Source organism: Nocardia sp. NPDC056541, assembly GCF_042794235.1.
In the GTDB taxonomy this organism is placed as follows: Bacteria; Actinomycetota; Actinomycetes; order Mycobacteriales; family Mycobacteriaceae; genus Nocardia.
In genome coordinates this window covers 116,803-139,568 of the sequence record NZ_JBHTUD010000011.1, presented here as the reverse complement: position 1 = coordinate 139,568, position 22,766 = coordinate 116,803, and the positions used below count along the sequence as shown (strand labels likewise).

Genomic DNA, 22,766 nt, shown 5'->3' with positions numbered 1-22,766 from the left:
AACGGTAGTACGTGTCAGCGCGCACGCATCGTCTGGCATGCCCACACCACCCGGTTACCATCGTGGTGGCCGCACACGGCGGCCGGTTGAATGCCGGAGGACATCACTTGATCGGCCAGATGCTGGAAGGGCGCTATCGCATCGATGCGCCGATCGCTCGCGGCGGGATGTCGATGGTCTTCCGCGGGACCGACACCCGGCTCGATCGCCCCGTCGCGATCAAGGTGATGGACCCGAAGTTCGCCGCTGACCCGCAGTTCCTCAGCCGTTTCGAGTTCGAGGCCCGGGCGGTGGCCAAGCTCAAGCATCCGTCGCTGGTCGCCGTGTACGACCAGGGCGTCGATGGCGAATACCCGTTCCTGATCATGGAACTGGTCGAGGGCGGCACGCTGCGCGAGCTGCTGCGCGAACGCGGGCCGATGCCGCCGCACGCCGTGCGCGCCGTGGCCGAGCCGGTGCTGCGCGCGATCGGCACCGCCCACGACGCGGGCCTGGTGCACCGCGATGTGAAGCCGGAGAACGTGCTGATCTCCGACGCGGGCGAGGTGAAGATCGCCGACTTCGGCCTGGTCCGCGCCGTGGCCGCGGCCAACACCACCTCCGCGAGCGTGATCCTCGGCACCGCCGCCTACCTGTCCCCCGAGCAGGTCACCACCGGTACCGCCGATGCCCGCAGCGATGTGTACTCCTTCGGCGTCCTGATCTTCGAACTGCTCACCGGGCGGGTGCCGTTCACCGGCGACAACTCGCTGTCGGTGGCGTATCAGCGGGTCGAGAACGATGTGCCCGCCCCGAGCAACTTCATCGGTGGCGTACCGCCCGAATTCGACGCGTTGGTCGCCAAGGCCACCTCCCGCGACCCCGCGCAGCGCTTCGCCGACGCCAACGAGATGGCGGCGAAACTGCAGACGATCGCGATGGAACTGAATCTGCCGCCCTACCGGGTGCCCGCACCGCGCGATTCGGCCGAACATCTCAGCGAGAGCTATCAGACCGGCGCCGCGCATCATCCCGGCGAGCGCCCGGCAACCCCGCCGCCGATGGCCGCGCACCATTCCCCCGCGCCCGAACCACACCACACCCGGGTGGTCACCGCACCGCGCCCGCGCCCGGAGGAGTACGCCCCCGCACCGGCGGCGAGCGCGTTCGGCGGTGGCGACGATCATTCGCGCCGAACAGGTTTGGTGTGGGTGGGCATCGTCACCGCGCTGACCCTGCTGGTCGGTATCGGCGGCTGGTGGCTCGGCGTCGGTCGCTACACCGCGGTGCCGCCGATCGCGGGCATGGACTCCCAGCGGGCCGTCGCGGTCCTGCAGGAAGCCGGTTTCGAGACGGAGTTGCGGCAGAAGGCCTCCGACACGGTGCCGGTGGGCGGGGTCGTCGGCTCCGAGCCGTCGGCCGGGTCGCGGGTGACCAAGAGTTCCACGGTCGCGGTGCTGATCTCCAACGGAAAGCCGCGGGTGCCCGATATCAAGCCCGGCGACCAGCTCGCCGCCACCAACCAGGCGATCCGCGATGCCGGTTTGCAGCCGATCGACAGCGGCGAGGCGGCCAGTACCGCGCCGAAGGGTTCGCTGGCCAAGGTGGAGCCGGCGCCCGGCACGATCCTGCCGATGGGCGCGCAAGTGAAGGTGTACCGCAGCAAGGGTTCCCAGCCTGTCAACGTGCCCGACGTCCGGGGCAAGACCGCCGAGGAGGCTGCCGCCGCGCTGACCACCGCGGGCCTGGTCGTTCGCGACACGCGCGTGCAGTTCGACAAGAGTGTCGAAGGCGACAAGGCGATCGCGACCGAGCCCGCCGTCGGCACCACCCTGCAATCGGGCGACACCGTGACGCTGATCGTGTCGAACGCGGTGAAGGTCCCCAATGTGATGGGTCAAAGCGTCGGCAACGCCCGCTCCAAACTGCAACAGCTCGGCCTGCGGGTAGAGGTCAAATCCCTCACCGACTCGGACAGTTCCCTGGTCATCGGCCAGGTTCCCGGCTTCAACTCGAATGTGGAGGCGGGCAGCGTCGTAACGCTCACCGCCCTGCCTTGAAGGGGCAAGGATCCCGAGAAGGACAAAGAAAAACCCGGGCGCGGTCCCCGCTGACCGCCCCGGGCTCGTCCCGCTGATTCAGCGCAGCATTTCCGCGACCAGGAACGACAGTTCCAGGGATTGCTGGGTGTTCAGGCGGGGATCGCAGGCCGTTTCGTAGCGGCCGCCCAGGTCGAGATCGGAGATGTCCTGGGCGCCGCCGAGGCACTCGGTGACGTTCTCGCCGGTCAGCTCGATGTGCAGGCCGCCGGGGTGGGTGCCGAGGGCGTGGTGCACCTCGAAGAAGCCCTGGACCTCGTCGACGATGCGGTCGAAGTGGCGGGTCTTGAAACCGGTGGACGACTCGTGGGTGTTGCCGTGCATGGGGTCGCACTGCCAGATGACCTGGTGGCCGGTGGCCTGCACCTTCTCGATGATCGGGGGCAGCACATCACGCACCTTGCCGTTGCCCATGCGGGCGACCAGGGTGAGCCGGCCGGGCTCGTTGTTCGGGTCGAGCCGCTCGACGTATTCCACGGCCAGTTCCGGCGTGGTGGTGGGCCCGATCTTGAGCCCGATCGGGTTCGCGAGGAGTTCGGCCAGCGCGATGTGGGCGCCGTCGAGCTGACGGGTACGCTCGCCGATCCACAGGAAGTGCGCGGACAGGTCGTAGAGCAGCGGTTCGCCGGTCTCGGACTCGCTCAGCCGCAGCATCGCGCGCTCGTAGTCGAGGACGAGCGCCTCGTGCGAGGCGTAGATACGCGCGGTCTTCAGGCTCGGGTCGTTGACCTGACAGGCGGCCATGAAGCGCAGACCGCGGTCGATCTCCTCGGCGAGGGTCTCGTAGCGCGCGCCCGCGGGCGACTGGGCGACGAAGTCACGGTTCCAGTCGTGCAGGCGGTGCAGGTCGGCGGTGCCCGCGCTGGTCAGGGCGCGAACCAGGTTCATCGCGGCGCTGGCGTTGGCGTAGGCACGGACCAGACGCGACGGGTCGTGACGACGCAGGGCCTCGTCGGCGACGAGCGAGTTCACCATGTCGCCGCGGTAGGACTTCAGACCCAGCGCGTCGGTGTCGGACGAACGCGGCTTGGCGTACTGGCCCGCGATCCGTGCCACCTTCACCACCGGCATACTCGCGCCGTAGGTGAGTACCACGGCCATCTGCAGCAGCGTGCGGATATTGCCGCGGATGTGGGGCTCGGTGTTGTCGGCGAAGGTCTCCGCGCAGTCACCGCCCTGCATGAGGAACGCCTCACCGCGCGCGACAGCGGCCAGCTGCGCCTTGAGGTCCTCCACCTCGGCGGGCAGGCAGATCGGTGGCACGCTCTCCAGCACGGTGCGCATGGTGGCGGCCTCGTCGGCGTCCCAGGACGGCTGCTGCAGAGCGGGCCGGGCCAGCGCGGCATCGAGGCGACCACGCAGCTCTTCGGGCAGCGGCGGCAGTTCCGGCAAACGGTCAATGGGTACGTCGACGGTCCAGGTCACCAGATCAGAATACGACCCGCGCGTCCGAGCGACTATCCGGCGTACCCGCGAAGCCACCGCCGACCCGTGCGAAACACGCACAGGGCGCCCACATAGGGTTTCGTCGACCCGTCGTGGGGTCCATCGCCCGGCGCGCCGGAGCCCCACGAGCAACCCACCGGCACGAAGAGGCGATCTCCCTGCGATATTTCTACGATTCGGAATTCATCGAGGATGGGGTGACGATCGACCTGATCTCGATCGGCGTCGTCTGTGAGGACGGGCGCGAGTACTACGCGGTCTCCACCGAATTCGATGCGAAGCGGGCCGGGCCGTGGGTGCGCAAGCATGTGCTGCCGAAGCTGCCTGCCGCCGGGTCGCCGCTGTATCGCACCAGGGAACAGATCCGCGACGACCTGTTCAAGTTCTTCCTGCCGCGCCCGAGCGTGCAGCCGGAGCTGTGGGCGTGGGTGTCCGCCTACGACCACGTGGCGCTGTGCCAGCTGTGGGGTGACATGACGGCGCTGCCCAAGGGCATGCCCCGCTACACCAACGAGCTGCGCCAGCACTGGGCCGCGCACGGCAGCCCCGACCTGCCGCCGATCCCGGACGACGCGCACGACGCACTCGCCGACGCCCGCCACAACCTGGCCAAGTTCGAGGCCATCGAGACATACCGGCGCACCCCGCGCCTCTAGGACACAGCGCCTGTCCGGCACAACGAAGGCCCCGAGTCGAATTCGACTCGGGGCCTTCGTTGTTCGCGATGTTCGATCAGTGACCGAACGGCTCACTGTTGTTTGCGATCGCCTGCTGTTCGGCGAGAACGGTGAGCATCCGGTGCTCCTCGTTCTCCTCGATCTCGGCCCAGGACTCGCCCTCGGCCTTGGGATCGGCCTTGAGGAAGCTACCGGTGCCGGGCTTGCCCGCCGAACCGAGCTTGTTCATCTTCTTGGGCACCGGGGCGCCCTGGTATTCCAGCGGGATGGCGTGGCCGTGTGCGTCGACCCCGCCCAGCGGCTGGTGCACCTCGATGTACTCGCCGTGCGGCAGACGCTTGATCACACCGGTCTCGATACCGTGCTCGAGCACCGCCCGGTCACTGCGCTGCAGACCGATGCAGAACCGGTAGGTCACGAAGTACGCGATCGGCGGCAGCAGCAGCACGCCGATACGACCGATCCAGGTGGTCGCGTTCAGCGAGATGTCGAACTTCAGCGCGATGATGTCGTTGACACACGAGAGCGTGAGCACCACGTAGAACGCGATCGCCATGGCACCGATCGCGGTACGCACCGGCACGTCGCGCGGACGCTGGAGCAGGTTGTGATGCGCCGAGTGGTCGTTGGTGAGGCGCTTCTCGATCCACGGGTAGGCGATCAGCAGCGTGAACACCAGGCCCATGATGAGCGCGACCCAGACCACGGCCGGGACCGTGTAGCGACCGAGGTAGAGCTCCCACGGCGGCATCAGACGCGCCAAACCGTCGGTCCACATCATGTAGAAGTCGGGCTGTGAACCCGCCGAGACCTGAGAGGGGTTGTACGGGCCCAGGTTCCAGATCGGGTTGATCTGCAGGACACCGCCCATGATGCCGACGATGCCGAGGGTGAACGCGAAGAACGCACCCTGGTCGGCGGCGAACACCGGGATGATGCGCGCGCCGACGACGTTGTGCTCGGTGCGGGCCGGTCCGGGGAACTGGGTGTGCTTCTGGTACCAGACCAGGGCGACGTGCGCGCCGATCAACGCCAGGATGATGCCGGGCAGCAGCAGCACGTGCGCGATGTAGAGGCGCGGGATGATGATGTCGCCGGGGAAGTCGCCGCCGAACATCAGCCAGTGCATCCAGGTACCGATAACCGGCAGGCTCATGGTGATACCGCCGAACGCGGCACGCAGGCCGGTGCCCGAGAGCAGATCGTCGGGCAGCGAGTAGCCGAAGAAGCCTTCGAACATCGCCAGGATCAGCAGCAGCGAGCCGATCACCCAGTTCGCCTCACGCGGCTTGCGGAACGCGCCGGTGAAGAAGATGCGGAACAGGTGGATGATGATCGATGCCGCGAACAGCAGGGCCGCCCAGTGGTGGATCTGCCGGACGAACAGACCGCCGCGCACCTCGAAGGAGATGTTCAGCGCGGTCTCGTAGGCCCGCGACATGCCGACGCCGCGCAGCGGCTGGTAGGCGCCGTCGTAGACCACGTGGGTCATCGACGGGTCGAAGAACAGCGTCAGGTACACACCCGACAGCAGCAGGATGATGAACGCGTAGAGCGCGATCTCACCCAGCAGGAACGACCAGTGGGTCGGGAAGACCTTGTTGATCGAACGCTTCATGAACGCGGCGGCGCGGTACCGCTCGTCCATCTCATTTGCCTGATTGGCCACAACGCTCATGAACGACGCTCCCAGAAGGCCGGGCCGAGCGGCTCGATGAAGTCGCCCGCGGCGACCAAATAGCCCTCGGAGTTGACGGTGATCGGCAGCTGAGGCAGTGCGCGGGCGGCAGGACCGAAGACCGGCTTTGCCCACTCGGTCGCGAGGAACTGCGACTGGTGGCAGGGGCACAGGATCCGGTTGGTCTGCTGCTCGAACAGCGAGGTGGGGCAGCCGAGGTGGGTGCAGATCTTCGAGTAGGCGAAGTAGTCGCCGAAGTTGAAGCTCTCCTGGCCCTTGCGCTTGATCGCCTTCTCGGCGTCTTCGGTGCGCAACCGGATCATCATGACCGCGTTGCGGATACCGCGCAGCGACTCGAGCGTGGCGTGCTCATCGCCGCGCCACTTCTCTTTCCACGGGAACACGGTTTCCATCGAGCCGGCGTCCAGATCTTCGGGACGCACCAGCACGATGTCGCCGGGGCGACCGGTGTCGCGGCGGATGTAGACGGTCTCGCCCGGGTAGTCCGGGGTCCAGCCCGAGACCCACAGCGGCGACTTGTCGCCCTTGGCCCACGGGTTCTTCACCATGCCGCCGACGAACACCAGCAGTGCGCCGATACCGAGCACACCGACACCGGCGCCCGCGGTACCGAGCATCATCTTGCGACGACCGAGGGTGGAGGTGTCGAGCGCGTCCTGCAGCTCGGCCGCCAGGGTGCGCCGCTCGACCTCGTCGGAGGGGCCGTCGTGGCGCTGCTGGATCGAGATCTCGGCGGGGATGAACCGCTTGCGGATCAGCACCACGGCGACACCGATGACCAGCACCGAGATGCCGAAGGTCAGGCCGACGAGCGGGGTGAACAGCGAGTAGGCGCTGTGGCCCTCGTCGCCGTAGCCCTTCCACTCCCACGGCCAGAACAGGAAGACACCGATGAGCGCGGCGGCGGCGAGGCCGGAGATGGCGAACCAGAACGTGACCGCACGTTCGGCGCGCTTCTCGGCCTTGGTGCCCGGCACCGGCCACCGCTCGTTGCGGTAGACGACATCGACGTCGTCGCGATTGGTGCCGAGCTCGACCAGCTCGTCACGCGACATCGCGTCCAGTTCGTCTTCGGTGGGTTCGCGACCCATGTCGCTGTGCTCCTGTCCACTCATGGCTGCATCCAATTCGTCATGCTCGGGCACGCCGCGTGGTTACGCTGCGCTGCCGCCTCCGCGCACTGACCGATCATGACCGCGATCCGATCCACATCGCGGCGCCGACCACGGCGGTGATGCCGATGACCCAGATCGCCAAACCTTCGGTCGCCGGACCGAACCCGCCGAGATCCCAGCCGCCGGGCGACTTCTCCTCGGCGGAGTTCTTGACGTAGGCGACGATGTCGCGCTTCTCCTCCGACGTCAGCTGCCGGTCGGAGAACTTGGGCATGTTCTGCGGGCCGGTGACCATCGCCTGGTAGATCTGCTGCTCACTGGCCTCGGCCAGCGGCGGCGCGAACTTACCGCCGGAGAGCGCGCCACCGCGACCGGTGAAGTTGTGGCAGGAGGCGCAGTTCATGCGGAACAGCTCCGAGCCACGGGCGATGTCGTCGCCGCGCAGCGACTCCTGGGCGATCTCACCGTTGGCGTCGCGGATCACCGAGGGGCCACCGCCGTTGGCGGCGACGTAGGCGCCGAGCGCGTCGGTCTGGTGCGCGTCGAACTTCTCCGGCTTGCGCAGCGCCTGGGCGCCGTTGGCGGCCATCGGCATGCGGCCGGAGGAGACCTGGAAGTAGACCGCGGCCTCGCCGACGCCGATCAGGCTCGGACCACGGTCGGCGACACCCTGCAGGTTCGCGCCGTGGCACGTGATGCAGGAGGTGTCGTAGAGCTGCTTGCCCTCGCGGATGAGCGCGGACTGGTCCTCGTGCGCGGTCGCGACCTGCGCCTGCGGGGTGAGCGCGGTCGCCAGGAAGCCGGCTCCGACCAAGCCGATCATCAGCGCGAGAGCACCCGCGATACGACGACGGGCGCGGCGCTGCTTACGCGCCTTGGCGGCCTGTGCGTCCTGCCCGGCGCCGGGGCCGGCGGGCTCTGGGGCCGACGGGGGAGATGAACTCATCTGTGTCCCTTTGGAGTAGACGGAACCGACTTGTGCAAATGCTGTGCGCGCCGCGCGCTATCGGACGAAGTAGATCGTGGCGAACAGCCCGATCCAGACGATGTCGACGAAGTGCCAGTAGTAGGACACCACGATCGCGGCGGTGGCCTGGGCGGGGGTGAACTTGCTCAGCGTGGTGCGGACGAGCAGGAACACGAACGCGATCAGACCGCCGATCACGTGCAGACCGTGGAAGCCGGTGGTGATGTAGAAAACCGAGCCGTACGAGCTGCCGGCGATCGAAGTTCCCTCCTCCACCAGGTGGTAGTACTCGTAGCCCTGCCCGGCGACGAAGAACGCGCCCATCAGCAGGGTGATGCTGTACCAGCGACGAAGGCCGAACACGTCGCCCTTCTCCGCCGCGAACACACCCATCTGGCAGGTGAACGAGGACGCGATCAGCACGGCCGTCACCGGAATCGCAAGCTTCATGTTCAGCTCGGTCGGCTCCGGGGGCCAGTTCCCGTGCGCCTGCGCGCGAGCAACGAAGTACATGGCGAACAGCCCGGCGAAGAACATCAGCTCGCTCGACAGCCAGATGATGGTTCCGACGCTGACCATGTTGGGCCGGTTCAGCGAATGCACACGCTGAGTAATGGCCGATCCTGGGGTGCCTACTGCGGTCGTCACGGGGTAAGTATGACTCTTCGTAGTACGACACATGTACCCGGGTACGAAAGTTTGTGGCGCCAGTCGGAAAACCCACGCACAGAGGGGGTCTACGACTTCCGTCGGCGTGTTGGCGACGACCGCGCGACAACTCATTGTGACAGCGTTGGATGTGGATAGGCTGAGACGAGGAGGCGGCGATGGTCGTGGTGCGGATGTGGCGGCGGCTGTTCGGTGGGTCGGCGCGGGAGTTGGACCCGGGGCGCGACGATCTTGTGGTGGTCGCGTCGAGTTTCGACGATGTCGAGGCTTGTTCGACCGCGCTGGATCGGGCGAGCGAGCTGGATCGGGAGGCCGATGCGGTGTTGCGCCACCATCTGCGGCTGCCCGCCGGGCAGATCGAGGCCGCGTGCGAGATCGCCGGGTATGACGGATACGAACGCGCCGAGCCCGCCGCGCCGGCCGCGGACCTGGTCCCGATCATCCTGCAGCGGGTGCAACGGCTCGATCCGCTGACCTGCTCGCAGGAACGCTCGCGGATGGCCGGGCTCGCCCAGCGCCACGACGGCGTCGCCGACGGCTGGGACGCGCTGCAACCCCCGCGCACCGCCCCGTAAACTTTGCCCGACGGCGCAAAAGACCTTGCGCCACCTCCGCGCGCCCGATCTACAGTGGCGCAACGGTGTCGTCGAAGGAGAAGCAGAGCAGATGAGCGTGCGCAGCTGGGCCCAGGTGCTCGGAACCCTCGCCGACGGTGGCGACCTGGCCGCGGACGACACCACCTGGGTGATCGACGAGATCTTCACCGACAACGCCACCGCCGCCCAGATCGCGGCGTTCGGCGTCGCCATGAAGATCAAGGGCCCCACGCCGACCGAACTGGCGGGCATGGTGGCCGGGATGCTCGGGCACGCCCGGCTGGTTCACGTCGACGGCGACGCGGTCGATGTCGTCGGCACCGGCGGCGATCGTTCGGGGTCGGTGAACATCTCGACCATGTCCGCGGTGGTCGTGGCCGCGGCCGGGGTCCCCGTGGTCAAGCACGGGAACCGGGCGGCGTCGTCGAAGTCCGGTGGTGCCGATGTGCTCGAAGCGCTGGGTGTGAAGCTCGCGCTCGGACCCGGGTCGGTGGCGCGATCGGTGCGCGAGGCGGGGATCGGGTTCTGTTTCGCGCCGCTGTTCCACTCCGGGCTGCGTTTCGCCGGGGCGGCGCGCAAGGAGATCGGCATTCCGACCGTGTTCAACGTGTTGGGCCCGCTGACCAATCCGGCCCAGCCGCGCGCCGGGCTGATCGGGTGCGCGTTCGCCGATCTCGCGCCCGTGATCGCCGGGGTGTTCGAGGCGCGTGGGTCGAGTGCGCTGGTCGTGCGTGGGCGTGACGGGCTCGACGAGATCACCACTTCGGATCTGACCGACGTGTGGGTGGTCAGTGGTGGGCGGATCCGTCGAACGCTGATCGATCCGACGCGGCTCGGCATCGCGAGGGTGGACCTGGACGACCTGCGTGGCGGGGATGCCGAGGTCAACGCCCAGGTCGCGCGCGATGTCTTCGCGGGGACGGCCGGACCTGTCCGTGACGCGGTGCTGTTGAACTCGGCCGCGGCGATCGTGGCTTACGACCTCTCGCGCGGGGTCGGCGATGTCGATCTCGACCTGGACGCGGCGCTGACCGACGGGCTCGAGCGCGCCGCCGCCGCGGTGGACAGCGGGGCGGCGGCGAAGCTGCTGCAGAGCTGGGCCGAACTCACCAGGACGCTCGACGAGAACTGACCCCGAAGGCTCACTCCCCCAGCGAGAATCCGGCTTCCACGTCGGCGCTGGAATAGGACTTGAACGCGATGTGGGTGGTGGTGCGGACCACGCCGTCCACCTTGTCGATGCCCGCGGTGACCACTTCGGCGATGCGCGCGTGGTCGCGCACGCGCACGATCGCGATCAGGTCCACGTCACCGGCGCAGGAGTACACCTCGGCGACTCCTTCGGTGTCGGCGAGGGCCTGCGCGGTCTCGGGGATGCGAGAGTTCTGCGCCTGGATCATCACGATCGCGGTAATCATGGGATCACTCTAGAACTTCGGGCCGCTCGGTGGCCGCTTTGAACCGACGCATCAGGTCATAGCTCTTCACCCCGGGTGCCGCTTCCACCGAACTGGACACGTCCACGCCATAGGGACGGTGCCGGGCGATCACATCGGCAACGTTGCCGGGGTCCAGGCCGCCCGCCAGCACCACCCGGCCCGGTTGCGCGCGGACCCAATCGGGGAACTCCTCGAACACACCGGAGCCCGCGCTGGCGTCGTAGAAGAAGTATTCGCTGGTCTGACCCGGTTCCGGCGGGTTCGAGGAGCAGAAGGCCAGGTTCGGCAGGTCGGTCCACTCATAGAGCTGCACGACGTCGAACGCGTCCGCTACCTCGGCGACCTCGCTCGCCTCGAGGGCGACGGCGAAGGTGGTGATGCGACCACGCGCGTAGCCGGCGAGCGCGCGTGCCTGTTCGGGGGTGCGGTAGCGCTTGCTCTTCGTCGTCACCATGACGCCGATCGCGGAGTACCCGAGCTCGATCGCCCAGTCGATCTGTTCCTCGGTGGTCAGACCGCACACCTTCACGAACATTCGCCGCTGCTCCTTGTCCTCGGGCCCCGCCACGGTGCGCGGAGTCGTCGTCCATGATCCAGGACGGGTTGTTCTCGCCTGTCTCGGCCGCCCCGGTGTGGCTCGTCAACGTTCGGCCAGATACTCCTCCTGCTCGCTCCTGGTGGTCGCGGCCGTGCGCGCGAGCTGCGCCCAGCCCACCCAGCGCGCCGCACCGTGCAGCGGTTCGTGGTATCCGTCGCTGGTCCGCACGATCCGCGCGCCGGGTTTGGCAAGCCAGCGGGCGATGACGCCGACTTCCTCCGGTGGGGCTCCGCGCAGGGGTGGGATGCGGTCGCCGAGGTCGACGACCGCACCGTCGAGGGAGAACGCCACTTCCGGCGCATTCACCCGATCGGACTCAGCTGCCGACCGCTGGGTCCCGCTACCCGGCGACGCGATGCCCAGGTCGGGGATCACTGTTTCGGCGGCGGCGACGATCTGATCGACAACGGCCATCGGTGGGGTGCCGCGCGCAGCGGTGCCCGCGGCGGCGAGGCGGCCGTAGCGGATGACAGAGAATTCCCAGCCGCCCGCACCGTCGGGGAGGGCGATGATCAGTTCCGCGAGGCGAGCGAGGGCGGCGAGACGCTGGGTGCGGTGCAGTTTCGTGACGACGGTGGCGGTGCGGTCGCGCAAGCGCGCCGCTGCCTCGAAATGCTCTGCGGTGGAATATGTTTCGATTCGATCTATCATCGCGCGGAGCAGGGTGTCGGCGCGGCCGGTGAACAGGTCGCGGACCGCGTCGACGGCGGGAGCGTAGCTCGTGGCGTTGTGGTCAGCGTCGTGGCGTGCGGCGGGACAGCCGCCGACCACCGCGGGCGGGCAGGTGTGTTTCGCCGTGCGGGTGAGGCGGGTGGCGCAGGTTCGGATTCCGGCGAATTCGGCGATCGTGGACGCCACGTCGACGGCGTCGGTCCGGGAATTGAACGGCCCCACCGCAGTCCGGGTCGGGGTGCGCACCGCGGTCAACCGGGGGAATGCCTCCTCGCTCAGGGTGAGCCACCACCCACGCTTGGGGAATTTCGAGCGGCGGTTGTACGGCGGCGCGTGCGCGGCGAGCAACCGCAGCTCGCGCACCCCGGCTTCGAGGCCGTGCGCGCACACCACATGGTCGACCCGAATCGCCAGTGCCACCATCTCTTTCATCCGGCCGCGGGTCTCCGAACCGGTGAAGTAGTTGCGGACGCGACGGCGCAGATTCACCGCAGTCCCTATATAGAGGACTTCGCCCGACGGTCCGCGGAAGAGATAGACGCCGGGCGCGGCAGGCAGATCGGTCGCGAAAGTGCGCTTGGCGCGCTGGGTTCCGGTGACGCCGGGCAGGTAGTCGAGCAGCTCGGTCAAGCTGTGTACGCCCTGATTGCCGACCCGGCCGATCAACGCGTGCAGCACGTCGACGGTGGCGCGGGCGTCGTCGAGCGCGCGGTGCGTCGGTGTCGTCGACGCACCGAGGAGCTGTGCCAGCACCCCGAGTCGTGCCGACGGGGCCTCGTCACGCGTGAGCACCCGCCGCGCCAGCTTCACGGTGCACAACACCTGCGGATTGGGCCACGCGATGTCCTGACGCGCCGCGGCCGCTTTGAGAAACGCGGTGTCGAACCGCGCGTTGTGCGCCACCAGCACTGCCCCGGCGGCGAACTCGAAGAACCCCGGCAGCACCCCCTCGATCCGCGGCGCCTCGTACACCATCGCCGTGGTGATCCCGGTGATCTGCACGATGGCGGGCGGAATCGCGTACCCCGGATTCACCAGGGTCGCGAACTCCCCCAGCACCTCACCGCCGCGCACCTTCACCGCCCCGATCTCGGTGATCGCGTCCCGATCAGCGCTGGTCCCGGTCGTTTCGAGGTCGACGACGACGAAAGTGGTGGCATACAGCGGAGTATCGAGCTCATCGAAGGCCAACTGCCGGGCGGCAGCCGGGAGCGGAGCGGGATCGGGCACGGCGAGCAGCGTAGGACGGGGGTCCGACAAGCTCGGCCCGAACTCGATGACCGCCCAGCCGATCGGGCGCACCTCCCCCGAGCGCATCGAGTCGGCCATGGCCAGTAGATGTCGGAGAGGACCGCCCAGCGACCCGTCCCGCGACCCGGCACAACCCGGGGCCGTGATCTTCGGAGCCGACAATTCGGCGCGAGACTTTCGTTCTGATGCGAACAAAATGCCCAAGATCAAACTGATTTGTGACCGGGCTCACATTATTATCGAATTCACATGAGTTCATCAGATTTCAATGGGTAATCGGCCTTACCGCTCTGCGCGCGCCGCAGCTTACGGCGCGCCGCCCGTGAGGCGAACCGTCCGACACGCAGGCAAACCATGCTCCAAGCCTGCGCGACCTGCGGATTTACCGATTCTGGGCACGAAAATCGCCGCGCGAGCCCTATTGGCGACGCGCCGGTAGCACCCGGAAATCTCGATCGCCGCGACCTGGCGTTATCGTTTCGTGATCGGGTGTGACTCAGCTCGCACACATTCTTCGGTGATATCAGCCGAAACCCCCCTTGGACCGATGTCCGACTTTACAAACCCCCGTGATGTCTTCGTAACCTTTTTGAGACCTCACGGAGTCCCGCCGATCGGAAACGGTCAGCGAGACGAAGCCCGCCGCGTCAAACGGACACGGCGTCGTGGGGCAGATTGGAAGTTCCGCATCATGGCGAACAACACCGTCAAGCGTCAGGCGCAGCGTGCCGTTGCCGTCGGAGCCGTCGGCGCTGCCACCATCGGCGCGTTCCTCCTGCCGGCCGCCCCGGCATCGGCCACCCCGGTGACCGTGCCCGGCATCGGCACTTTCGAGGTTCCGAACGAGATTCCGCTGCCCCAGGGCGTCCCCGGCATCGAGATCCCGGCCGCGCCGCAGGTTTTCACCGCACCGCGCGCCACCGCCGCCGACATCGCCCTCGATGCCGCGCTGAGCAAGATCGGCTCGCCCTACGTCTACGGCGCCGCGGGCCCGAACGCCTTCGACTGCTCGGGTCTGGTCCAGTGGGCCTACGCCCAGGCCGGCATGGACATTCCGCGCACCAGCGACGCCCAGCTGGGCGCCGGCACCCCGGTCTCCATCGATGCCCTGCAGCCCGGCGACATGGTGTCGTTCTACGGCGGCGGCCACTCCGGCCTGTACGCCGGTGACGGCAATGTCGTGCACGCCTCCACCGCGGGCACCCCCGTTCAGATCGCGTCGCTGTCGTCGATGCCGTTCGCGGGTGCTCGACGCTTCTGATCGAATGCCGCATGATGCGCAGTTCGCGGGGAAGTGCGCACCGTCACGGCACTGATCGTCCGGGTACGTGCGCCGTCCACTGGGTTGGACGGCGCACGTACCTTTACTGGACACGACTGCATACAGTTCCGTAACCTGATCGAGACCTTCTCGGCTGACGAGGAGATCGCGCTCAGGTAGTGCGCTGTATCGGCGGACAACGAGAGAACGGGGCACGGGCCACTGTGACTGCACACCACCGGAATTCGCACGCCACGCGTGGTTTCGCCGGAGCCCTTTCCGCCGCGATCCTGGTGTGCGCGATCTACACCGCCGGCCCCTCCGGTGCCGACCCCGTGGCCATGCCGACCACCGCGACCGACGCGATCTCGCGCATGGTCGACCTCTCTCGCCAGTCCGAGCAACTCAACCAGCTCGCGCTCACCGCGCAAGGCGATCTCGACGCCAAGCTCGCGCTGCAACGCGAAGCCGACGACAAGGTCGCCGCCACCTCCGCGGTCGTCGAGGCCGCCCGCGCCGAAGTGCGCAGGTTCCAGCCGATGATCGACCGCACCGCCGTGGCCGCCTATACCGGCGTACGCACCAACAGCATGTTCGCCGTGCTGTCGAGCGGTTCACCGCAGCAGTTGCTGGACAAGATGTCGACGCTGGACGTGCTCGCCCAGCAGACCACCGACACGGTCCGCCAGTTCAAGCAGGCCGCCGACGCCGCCACCGCGGCCGACGCCGTCGCCCGCACCGCCGCCGAGGCGGCGCACGCCGCGACCACCGCCGCCGACGCGGTGCGCGCCGATGTCGAACGCAAACGCCAGGACCTCGCCGCCTCGACCACCTCGGTGGTCGAGGCGTGGAGCCAGCTCTCGGCGCGCGACAAGTCGACGCTGGCCGGTTCACCGTTCCCCCCTGGCTTCGACCGTGATTCGCTGCTCGCGGGCCTGGTCCCCGGCAGCGGCACCAGCGCGCTGGCCGCCGCCCTCACCCGCGTCGGCGATCCGTATGTCTGGGGCGCCACCGGGCCCGATCAGTTCGACTGCTCCGGTCTCGTGCAGTGGGCGTTCAAGCAGGTCGGCAAGAACGTGCCGCGCACCAGTTCCCAGCAGGCGGGCTACGGCACGCCGGTGTCCAAGGACGAACTGCTGCCCGGCGACGTGATCCTGTTCTATCCCGACATCACCCACGTCGGCATCTACGCGGGCAACGGAATGATGGTGCACGCCTCCACGTTCGGCGTGCCGGTCGCTGTCGCGCCGATCAACACCACCCCGTACCACTCGGCCCGGCGATACTGAGCAAGACCGGTGACCGATCCGTCCCCCCGCTCGGGCCTGCGTTCGTGGTTCTCGTCGAACGGCCGCCTGGAATTCTGCATCACGCTCGCCTCGGTCACACTGCTGACCGGGGCGTGCGTGGCACTGATCCTGGTGCCGCGCAACGCGGGTCCGTTGCAGCTGGCCACCGACGAGGCCGAAGTACTCGACACCTCCGAGGGCATCGACAATCCGCGCTTGAGTCCGGTGCGCCGCGAGCTGCAACCCTATGGCCCGATCCTGGTGCGTGAAGTCGCCGACGGTGCCGCGGCCCCGGCGCTGCTGGTGGCCCACCCCAGCCATCGCGCCGATCTCGATGTCCTCGAACAACAGCTGGGCCGAGCCATTTCGGATGTGAGCGCGGTGTGGGGCACCGAGTGGAATCGCGCGCCCGTGGTGGTCGTGGCGAGCACTCCAGCCGAATTCACCGCGCTGACCAGGTCCGCGGGCGCCACCGGCGCCGACGTGGCCGCCGTGTCGCTCACCGGGTCCTACACCCCGGGCACCCAGCCCACCGACCAGCGCATCGTGTTCAACCCCGACGCCCGCAGGCGGGTCGGCAACGAGGGCATGGCCACGCTGCTGCGCCACGAACTCACCCACCTCGCCACCCGAGCCGACACCGCCGACGGCGCACCGCTGTGGATGCTGGAGGGCTTCGCGGAGTACGTCGCTCAGCGCGATCAGCAGACCACCTTCTCCCAGATCGCGCCCACGCTGACCACCCGGTTGCGCGGCGGCGCCCTACCCACCGAACTCGTCGCCGATACCGATTTCACCGGTGTCGACGCGGCCTACGCCTACGAAAGCGCGTGGAGCACCTGCGCCTTCCTCGCCGACCGCTACGGCACCGCCGCCCTCACCACCTTGTACAAGCGCCTGGCCACCGGCCCGCAATCCCCCGCGGCCCAGGATGCGGCGTTCACCGCCGTGCTCGGGGCCTCGCGCGCCGAGTTGCTGGACGGGTGGCGGGCCTGGTTGCGCGGCCGCGCCGCATGACGGGCGCAGGCGCGGGTACGCCCGACCACGTCCGCCCACCCGTCAGCCGACCGATTAGGTTGTTCTCTTATGGCCCGAACTCTGCTGGTTACCAACGATTTCCCGCCTCGGCCGGGCGGAATCCAGTCGTATCTGCAGGCGCTGTCGAATCAGCTGCCGCCCGAGGACCTGGTGGTGTACGCCCCGCGCTGGCGCGGTGACAGCCACGAGAAGTTCGACGCCGCGCAGAAGTTCCAGGTGGTGCGTCATCCGACGACACTGATGTTGCCGACCCCCGCGGTCATCAAGCGGGCGAGTGCGCTGCTGCGCGAACACGGCTGCGACACCGTGTGGTTCGGCGCGGCCGCTCCCCTGGCGGCGATGGCGCCGATGCTGCGGCGCGCGGGCGCGGAGCGCATCCTGGCCAGTACCCACGGTCACGAGGTCGGCTGGTCGATGCTGCCCGGTTCGCGCCAGGTGCTGCGATCGATCGGCGAGCACACCGATGTGGTGACCTACGTCAGCAAGTACACCCGCGGCCGTTTCGCCTCGGCCTTCGGTCCGCGCGCGGCCCTCGAACATCTGCCGCCGGGCGTCGACCCCACCGAGTTCCGGCCCGACCCGGCCGCCCGGGAGGAGCTGCGCGCCCGCTACGGCCTCGGCGAGCGCCCGACGGTGCTGTGCCTGTCGCGGCTGGTCCCGCGTAAGGGCCAGGACATGCTGATCGTGGCGATGAGCGAGATCCGCGAGCGCGTCGACGGCGCGGTGCTGGTGATCGCCGGCGGTGGACCGTACGAGACGCGCCTGCGCGCGCTGGCCGAGGCGCTCGGCGTGCAGGACAGTGTGGTGTTCACCGGGCGGGTGCCCTCCGGCGAGCTGGCCGCCCATCACACGATCGCCGATGTGTTCGCGATGCCGTGCCGTACACGCGGGGCGGGCCTGGACGTCGAGGGGCTCGGGATCGTCTTCCTCGAGGCGTCGGCGACCGGGGTCCCGGTCGTAGCGGGTGACTCCGGCGGCGCCCCCGAGACGGTGCGCGAGGGCGAGACCGGCATCGTGGTGCACGGCCGGTCGGTCCCGCAGATCAGCGATGCCATCGTCGAGCTGCTCACCGACCGGGACAAGGCGGCCGAGATGGGCGCCGCGGGCCGGGCCTGGGTGGAGCGGAACTGGCATTGGGACCGTCAGGGCGCCCGGTTGCGGGAACTGCTGCGGTGACACCTTGGCCGGGCCCGATGTGGCGTCCACTACGCTCAGCCGGGTGAGCAGTATCCAGGTCGCAGATCAGACCTTCCTCGCCGCACCCGGCACCGCGATCGCCGAGGTGCTCAGCGCCGCGAACAACTGGCGCCGCTGGTGGCCCGACCTGCGCCTCGATGTGCGCGAGGATCGCGGCGACAAAGGCATCCGCTGGACGGTGGCAGGCGCGCTGACCGGCACCATGGAGGTATGGCTCGAGGCCGTCCCCGAGGGCGCCATCCTGCACTACTTCCTGCACGCCGAGCCCACCACGGCCGCATCGAAGCCGCCGCGCGCGCTGGCCGCGGCCAATCGCGCCCGCCGGGTCGCGGGCCGCAACATGGCCTTCGAACTCAAAGCACGACTAGAAGCCGGTCGCCCCGCGGGCGTCGCGCCCGCGATCCCCGCCGCCCCCTGACAGGCATCGTTCCCAGACAGAAATGAGGGCTTGGCTGCCATGGCCGACCGGACTCAGAGATCGATTCTCATCGACGCACCGTCGCAGCAGGTGATGGCCGTTATCGCGGATCTGGAGTCCTATCCGGAGTGGGTGGCCGCCGCGAAGTCGGTCGAAGTCGTCGATCGCGATGCCGAAGGGCGTGCGGCCACCGCACGGTTCGTGCTCGATGCCGGCGTCGTCAAGGACACCTACGTGCTGTCCTACACCTGGCGCGCCGACGGCAAAGCGGTGAGCTGGCGGCTGCTCGAAGGTGACCTGCAGAAGGCCCAGGACGGCAGCTACGAACTCCGGGACCGGCCGGGGGGTGGCACCGAGGTGGTCTACGAACTCACCGTCGACCTGAACATCCCGATGATCGGCATGTTCAAACGCAAAGCCGAGAAGGTCATCACCGACACCGCGCTCAACGAGCTCAAGAAGCGGGTCGAAGGCTGAGCGCCCCGGGCGGTACCCGCGTCGAACTGTTCGTCGGCAAGGGTGGTGTCGGGAAGACGACGCTGGCCTGCGCGACGAGCATGACCTATGCCCGCTCGGGTCAGCGTGTGCTGATCGCCTCGCTGGATCAGGCCCATTCGCTCGGTGACGCGCTCGGTTTCCGTTTCCCGCACGATCCTGGCACCGTCGCCGGGGTGGCCCGGGTGGCGCCCGGCATCGAGGTGATCGAGATCGATTCCCTCGCCCTGCTCGAGGACCGTTTCCGCGATGTGGTGGCGATGCTCGCCACAGGCGGCGGCCACGATCACGGCTTCGACCTCGCCGCGCTGGACCCGGCCGAGCTGACCGGGCTGCCCGGTGTGCAGGAACTGCTGATGCTGGTCGAGATCGCCCAGTACGCCGAGGAGAACGACTGGGACGTCATCGTCGTCGATTGCCCGCCCTCGGCCGACATGCTGCGCATCGTCACCGCCCCCGACACCATGCTCAACTATCTCGAACGCCTCTGGCCCCGGCATGCGCGCACGATGAGCGCGATCGGACTGGATCTCCGCAAGGCGGTGCTCGCGGCCGCGGTCGAACGGGTCGTGGTCGCGGTGACCCAGGTCCGCGATCTCCTCGCCGACCGCACCCGCACCAGCGCCCGCCTGATCACCGGCCCCGAACAGGTCGCCGTCGCCGAGGCGCGGCGGGTGCGTTCGGCGGCCGCGTTGCTGGGCCTGCGGATGGACGCGGTGGTGGTGAACAAGGTGCTGGCCCCGGTGCCACCGCCCGGCGACAACGCCCACCCGGCCGTGCACTGGTATCTGAACCGCCGCGCCGAGCAACTCGAGGTGGTGGCCCGGCTGCACGAGCAACTCACCGATGTCCCGATCCTGATCGCCCAGCACGCCGGCGCCGAGCCGGTGGGGGTGAATTCGCTGGCGGCCTTCTCGCATTCGGTCGACACGCTGCCCGCACAACACGCTCAGGGCGCGGATTCGGGCGAACCGATGGTTCGATGGGAGTCCGGCTCCGGTGTCGACTCCGTGTACGCGATGCGGATGCGGCTGCCGGTAGTCGATCCCGGCACCTTGCGGCTGGGCCGAGTGGAGGACGATCTGATCGTGGGAGCCGACGGGGTACGCACACGCGTACGCCTCGCGCCGGTGCTGCGACGCTGCACAGTGGCGGGCGCCGAACTCGACACCGGTCACCTCGTGGTCCGCTTCCGGCCCGATCCGCGGGTGTGGCCCGCCGATCCGAACTACACGAAGGCCACCGCAGATGAGCACTGACTCCCAGTCCGAGCGCCACGGCCACGACGGCTTCGCCGAGTTCACCGAGGAGCTGCGCCTACTCTCCGAAGTTCTCCTCGCCCGGGTCGAACCCGTGCTACGCCGCACCGCCGCCGACGGTCGGGCCGACCTGGGCGGTTGCGCCTGGTGCCCGGTCTGCGCGGCCGCGGCCCTGCTGCGCGGCGACCACCACGACGTCGTCGCGGCCCTCGCCGACCACGGCACCTCCATGGTGACGGTCCTGCGCGAAGCCCTCGCGGGCATTCCCGTCGAACCGGTCCTCCCGCCGGAATGGGCCGAGCACGCTGCGGGACACCCGAATTCGGCCGACGACCATGCCGCCGCACACGAGCCCACGGGTCAGCCCCCACGCTCCAGCGGTGCCACAGGTCTGCAGGATCCGGGTTCCAGCCCGCGCTCGCGAGCCCCGCGCCCGGACCAGTCCAGCGCCCCTCGCCCGCGCCGGGTCGACGAGTACAACGCGCCGCGGACCACGCGCACACCGCACATCACCCCCGAACCCGACCGCGCCGACGCGACCGCGCCGGACGCTGCCGCATTCGCCACCACCGCGCCGCCGACGGCCGCCAACCCGAACCAGCGCCCCAGGCCCACCGCCGAGGATCGGTCGGCCGCCGCCCGCGCGCCGCGCTCGCAATATGTCGACATTCCGGTGACGATCCGGGGATGACCAGCAGGATCGACCCTCAACACCTGCTCACCGTCGGCATCGATGTGGGTGGCACCAACATTCGTGCCTCGGTGGTCGACGTCGACGGTGAGGTGCTCGACACTGTGCAGGCGCCGACCCCGCATTCGGCGCGCGCCCTCGAGGACGCGATCGACCGCTCGGTGCGCGAGCTGGCCCGGCGGCATCCGATCGCGGCGGTGGGGCTGGCCGTCGCCGGTTTCATCTCGACCGATCAATCGACGGTCCTGTTCGCCCCGCACCTGCCGTGGCAGAACGCCCCGGTCGCCCAACGGCTCACCGCGCGGCTGGGCCTGCCGGTGATCCTCGAACACGACGCGAACGCCGCGGGCTGGGCCGAGTACCGCTTCGGTGCGGCGGCGGGCGGGCAGACGGTGGTGCTCGTCGCGATCGGCACCGGCATCGGCGCCGCGCTGCTCATCGACGGTCAGCTCTATCGCGGCAGCCACGGCATCGCCCCCGAACTCGGCCATCTCCAGGTCGTGCCCGAGGGCCGTGCCTGTCCGTGCGGCAAACACGGCTGCTGGGAGCGCTACTGCAGCGGAACGGCGCTGGCCGACACCGCCATCGAAATGCTCGCCACCGACCCTGTGCGTTCGGTGCTGGCGCGCGATGTGCTGCGCGACCCCGGCTCGCTCACCGGCCGCCGGGTCGCGGGCGCCGCACAGGACGGCGATCCGCTCGCGGTCCGGGTGATGGCCGACTTCGCGCGGTGGCTCGGACTCGGCCTCGCCTTCGTCAGCGATCTGTTCGATCCCGACCTCGTGGTGATCGCGGGTGGGGTGAGCAGTTCGGCGCCGCTGTTCCTCGACGAGGCTCGCGAACACTACGCGAGCGCGGTCACCGGAGCCGGGCATCGGCCGCTGGCGCGTCTGCGCACCACGCAGCTCGGGGAGGCCGCGGGCATGATCGGCGCCGCGGAATTGGCCAGGGCGGCGGTCGATGCGCCGGTGGCCGGTCGCGCGGCGAGATAAGGGTCACAGCCATGTGCTCCAGCTACCAGCTCGGGTTGGTTGTGACCTGCGACCAGCGGTAAAGTCGTTGTCCGAAGCCGCACACCACGATCCCGGTCCGAAGAAAGGACGCCATGTTCTATTGGCTGCTCAAGTACGTCTTCCCGGGACCGTTCATGCATCTGTACAACCGGCCCGTTGTCGAGGGCCTCGAGAACGTCCCGGCTGATGGACCGGCGATCATGGCGGGTAACCATCTGTCGTTCTCCGACTGGCTGTTCGCACCGCTGCTGAGCCCCCGGCGGATCAACTACCTCGCCAAGGCGGAGTACTTCACCACCCCTGGCTTCAAGGGGCGCCTGCAGAAGTTCTTCTTCAGCGGCACCGGCCAGTACCCGATCGATCGCAGTGGCGCCTCGGCTGCCGACGACGCGCTCATCGCCGCCACCAAACTCCTCGACGAAGGTCGCCTCGTCGGCCTGTACCCCGAGGGCACCCGCTCCCCCGACGGCCGCCTCTACAAGGGCAAGACCGGCATGGCGCGCCTCGCGCTGGAGACCGGCGTCCCGGTGATCCCGGTCGCGGTGATCGGCACCGACAAGGTGAGCCCGCCCGGACCGTTCAAGTGGCGTCGCCAGAAGGTCACGCTGAAGTTCGGTGCGCCTCTTGATTTCTCGCGCTACGAGGGTATGAGCGGTAACCGCTTCGTCGAACGCGCTGTCACCGACGAGGTGATGTACGAGCTGATGCGGCTCACCGGCCAGGAATATGTCGACGTGTACGCGCACAGCCTCAAGAAGGGCGTCGCGCCCACCGACAACCAGATCGACGCCACCCGCATCCCCGAGACCAAGGCCGGCTGAGCCGAACCCTGGTGCGCCACACGATGAACCGGCGTAGGTCGTCGTTGCCCGGATCGTTTCTCCGCGCACGCGTCCGC

At 68.7% G+C, this 22,766-nt stretch carries 22 protein-coding genes; 14 read left to right on the top strand and 8 right to left on the bottom strand.

Annotated elements, in window-relative coordinates:
• Nucleotides 1-119 precede the first annotated feature (119 nt).
• Nucleotides 120-2,039: a Stk1 family PASTA domain-containing Ser/Thr kinase gene (pknB, locus tag ACFQ9R_RS20820; RefSeq protein ID WP_378992680.1), complete on the top strand. Its 1,920-nt coding sequence runs from the start codon at nucleotides 120-122 to the stop codon at nucleotides 2,037-2,039.
• Between the two features lie 78 nt (nucleotides 2,040-2,117).
• On the opposite strand, the gene ACFQ9R_RS20815 is transcribed toward pknB, so the two are convergent.
• Nucleotides 2,118-3,503 (bottom strand): class II 3-deoxy-7-phosphoheptulonate synthase, encoded by a 1,386-nt coding sequence (locus tag ACFQ9R_RS20815; RefSeq protein ID WP_378636602.1) that lies wholly within the window; start codon nucleotides 3,501-3,503, stop codon nucleotides 2,118-2,120.
• A gap of 179 nt (nucleotides 3,504-3,682) precedes the next feature.
• On the opposite strand from ACFQ9R_RS20815, the gene ACFQ9R_RS20810 reads away from it, so the two are divergent.
• On the top strand, nucleotides 3,683-4,180 hold the full coding sequence (locus tag ACFQ9R_RS20810) for a polyadenylate-specific 3'-exoribonuclease AS (protein WP_378992678.1): 498 nt from the start codon (nucleotides 3,683-3,685) through the stop codon (nucleotides 4,178-4,180).
• Nucleotides 4,181-4,256: 76 nt separating this feature from the next.
• Here the strand turns inward: ACFQ9R_RS20810 and ACFQ9R_RS20805 are convergent, their stop codons facing one another.
• The 4 genes from ACFQ9R_RS20805 to ACFQ9R_RS20790 form a co-directional block, all read right to left on the bottom strand.
• Nucleotides 4,257-5,879 (bottom strand): cytochrome bc complex cytochrome b subunit, encoded by a 1,623-nt coding sequence (locus ACFQ9R_RS20805; protein ID WP_378992549.1) that lies wholly within the window; start codon nucleotides 5,877-5,879, stop codon nucleotides 4,257-4,259.
• Complete coding sequence (locus ACFQ9R_RS20800) at nucleotides 5,876-7,015, bottom strand: ubiquinol-cytochrome c reductase iron-sulfur subunit (RefSeq protein ID WP_378992547.1); 1,140 nt, start codon at nucleotides 7,013-7,015, stop codon at nucleotides 5,876-5,878. Before ACFQ9R_RS20800 ends, ACFQ9R_RS20805 begins: the two co-directional genes overlap by 4 nt.
• A 73-nt stretch (nucleotides 7,016-7,088) precedes the next feature.
• Nucleotides 7,089-7,961: a c-type cytochrome gene (locus ACFQ9R_RS20795; protein ID WP_378992546.1), complete on the bottom strand. Its 873-nt coding sequence runs from the start codon at nucleotides 7,959-7,961 to the stop codon at nucleotides 7,089-7,091.
• Nucleotides 7,962-8,018: 57 nt separating this feature from the next.
• Nucleotides 8,019-8,630 carry a heme-copper oxidase subunit III gene (locus tag ACFQ9R_RS20790; RefSeq protein WP_378712418.1) on the bottom strand — a complete coding sequence of 204 codons (612 nt, stop codon included), beginning with the start codon at nucleotides 8,628-8,630 and terminating at the stop codon, nucleotides 8,019-8,021.
• Between the two features lie 179 nt (nucleotides 8,631-8,809).
• Between ACFQ9R_RS20790 and ACFQ9R_RS20785 the strand changes: the two genes are divergently transcribed.
• Together ACFQ9R_RS20785 and trpD are read left to right on the top strand one after the other, a co-directional pair.
• The gene (locus ACFQ9R_RS20785; protein WP_378992545.1) at nucleotides 8,810-9,226 is read left to right on the top strand and encodes a hypothetical protein; all 417 of its coding nucleotides are present in this window, start codon (nucleotides 8,810-8,812) and stop codon (nucleotides 9,224-9,226) included.
• A 91-nt stretch (nucleotides 9,227-9,317) separates the two neighbouring features.
• On the top strand, nucleotides 9,318-10,379 hold the full coding sequence (gene trpD, locus ACFQ9R_RS20780; protein ID WP_378992544.1) for an anthranilate phosphoribosyltransferase: 1,062 nt from the start codon (nucleotides 9,318-9,320) through the stop codon (nucleotides 10,377-10,379).
• Between the two features lie 10 nt (nucleotides 10,380-10,389).
• Here the strand turns inward: trpD and ACFQ9R_RS20775 are convergent, their stop codons facing one another.
• The 3 genes from ACFQ9R_RS20775 to ACFQ9R_RS20765 all read right to left on the bottom strand — a co-directional run bounded on the left by ACFQ9R_RS20775 (nucleotide 10,390) and on the right by ACFQ9R_RS20765 (nucleotide 13,285).
• Complete coding sequence (locus tag ACFQ9R_RS20775; protein WP_101463603.1) at nucleotides 10,390-10,665, bottom strand: Lrp/AsnC family transcriptional regulator; 276 nt, start codon at nucleotides 10,663-10,665, stop codon at nucleotides 10,390-10,392.
• Nucleotides 10,666-10,669: 4 nt separating this feature from the next.
• Entirely contained in the window at nucleotides 10,670-11,221 is a 552-nt protein-coding gene (locus tag ACFQ9R_RS20770; RefSeq protein ID WP_378992543.1) for a phosphoribosylanthranilate isomerase, read from the bottom strand.
• A 105-nt stretch (nucleotides 11,222-11,326) separates the two neighbouring features.
• On the bottom strand, nucleotides 11,327-13,285 hold the full coding sequence (locus ACFQ9R_RS20765) for a DEDD exonuclease domain-containing protein (protein ID WP_378992542.1): 1,959 nt from the start codon (nucleotides 13,283-13,285) through the stop codon (nucleotides 11,327-11,329).
• Between the two features lie 613 nt (nucleotides 13,286-13,898).
• On the opposite strand from ACFQ9R_RS20765, the gene ACFQ9R_RS20760 reads away from it, so the two are divergent.
• The 10 genes from ACFQ9R_RS20760 (at nucleotide 13,899) to ACFQ9R_RS20715 (ending at nucleotide 22,689) form a co-directional block, all read left to right on the top strand.
• On the top strand, nucleotides 13,899-14,468 hold the full coding sequence (locus ACFQ9R_RS20760) for a C40 family peptidase (protein WP_378636581.1): 570 nt from the start codon (nucleotides 13,899-13,901) through the stop codon (nucleotides 14,466-14,468).
• A 224-nt stretch (nucleotides 14,469-14,692) separates the two neighbouring features.
• Nucleotides 14,693-15,757 carry an NlpC/P60 family protein gene (locus ACFQ9R_RS20755; RefSeq protein WP_378992541.1) on the top strand — a complete coding sequence of 355 codons (1,065 nt, stop codon included), beginning with the start codon at nucleotides 14,693-14,695 and terminating at the stop codon, nucleotides 15,755-15,757.
• A gap of 9 nt (nucleotides 15,758-15,766) precedes the next feature.
• Complete coding sequence (locus ACFQ9R_RS20750) at nucleotides 15,767-16,774, top strand: peptidase MA family metallohydrolase (protein ID WP_378992540.1); 1,008 nt, start codon at nucleotides 15,767-15,769, stop codon at nucleotides 16,772-16,774.
• A gap of 69 nt (nucleotides 16,775-16,843) precedes the next feature.
• Nucleotides 16,844-17,971 carry a glycosyltransferase family 4 protein gene (locus ACFQ9R_RS20745; protein ID WP_378992538.1) on the top strand — a complete coding sequence of 376 codons (1,128 nt, stop codon included), beginning with the start codon at nucleotides 16,844-16,846 and terminating at the stop codon, nucleotides 17,969-17,971.
• 43 nt (nucleotides 17,972-18,014) lie between these two features.
• On the top strand, nucleotides 18,015-18,410 hold the full coding sequence (locus ACFQ9R_RS20740) for a polyketide cyclase / dehydrase and lipid transport (protein WP_378992536.1): 396 nt from the start codon (nucleotides 18,015-18,017) through the stop codon (nucleotides 18,408-18,410).
• 39 nt (nucleotides 18,411-18,449) lie between these two features.
• Nucleotides 18,450-18,887 (top strand): SRPBCC family protein, encoded by a 438-nt coding sequence (locus tag ACFQ9R_RS20735; protein WP_378992534.1) that lies wholly within the window; start codon nucleotides 18,450-18,452, stop codon nucleotides 18,885-18,887.
• On the top strand, nucleotides 18,884-20,164 hold the full coding sequence (locus ACFQ9R_RS20730; protein ID WP_378992677.1) for an ArsA family ATPase: 1,281 nt from the start codon (nucleotides 18,884-18,886) through the stop codon (nucleotides 20,162-20,164). The genes ACFQ9R_RS20735 and ACFQ9R_RS20730 overlap by 4 nt, the downstream gene beginning before the upstream one ends.
• Nucleotides 20,154-20,855 carry a hypothetical protein gene (locus tag ACFQ9R_RS20725; protein ID WP_378992533.1) on the top strand — a complete coding sequence of 234 codons (702 nt, stop codon included), beginning with the start codon at nucleotides 20,154-20,156 and terminating at the stop codon, nucleotides 20,853-20,855. Before ACFQ9R_RS20730 ends, ACFQ9R_RS20725 begins: the two co-directional genes overlap by 11 nt.
• Entirely contained in the window at nucleotides 20,852-21,847 is a 996-nt protein-coding gene (locus ACFQ9R_RS20720) for an ROK family protein (RefSeq protein WP_378636564.1), read from the top strand. Before ACFQ9R_RS20725 ends, ACFQ9R_RS20720 begins: the two co-directional genes overlap by 4 nt.
• A gap of 113 nt (nucleotides 21,848-21,960) precedes the next feature.
• Complete coding sequence (locus ACFQ9R_RS20715) at nucleotides 21,961-22,689, top strand: lysophospholipid acyltransferase family protein (RefSeq protein WP_378992532.1); 729 nt, start codon at nucleotides 21,961-21,963, stop codon at nucleotides 22,687-22,689.
• Nucleotides 22,690-22,766: the final 77 nt, after the last annotated feature.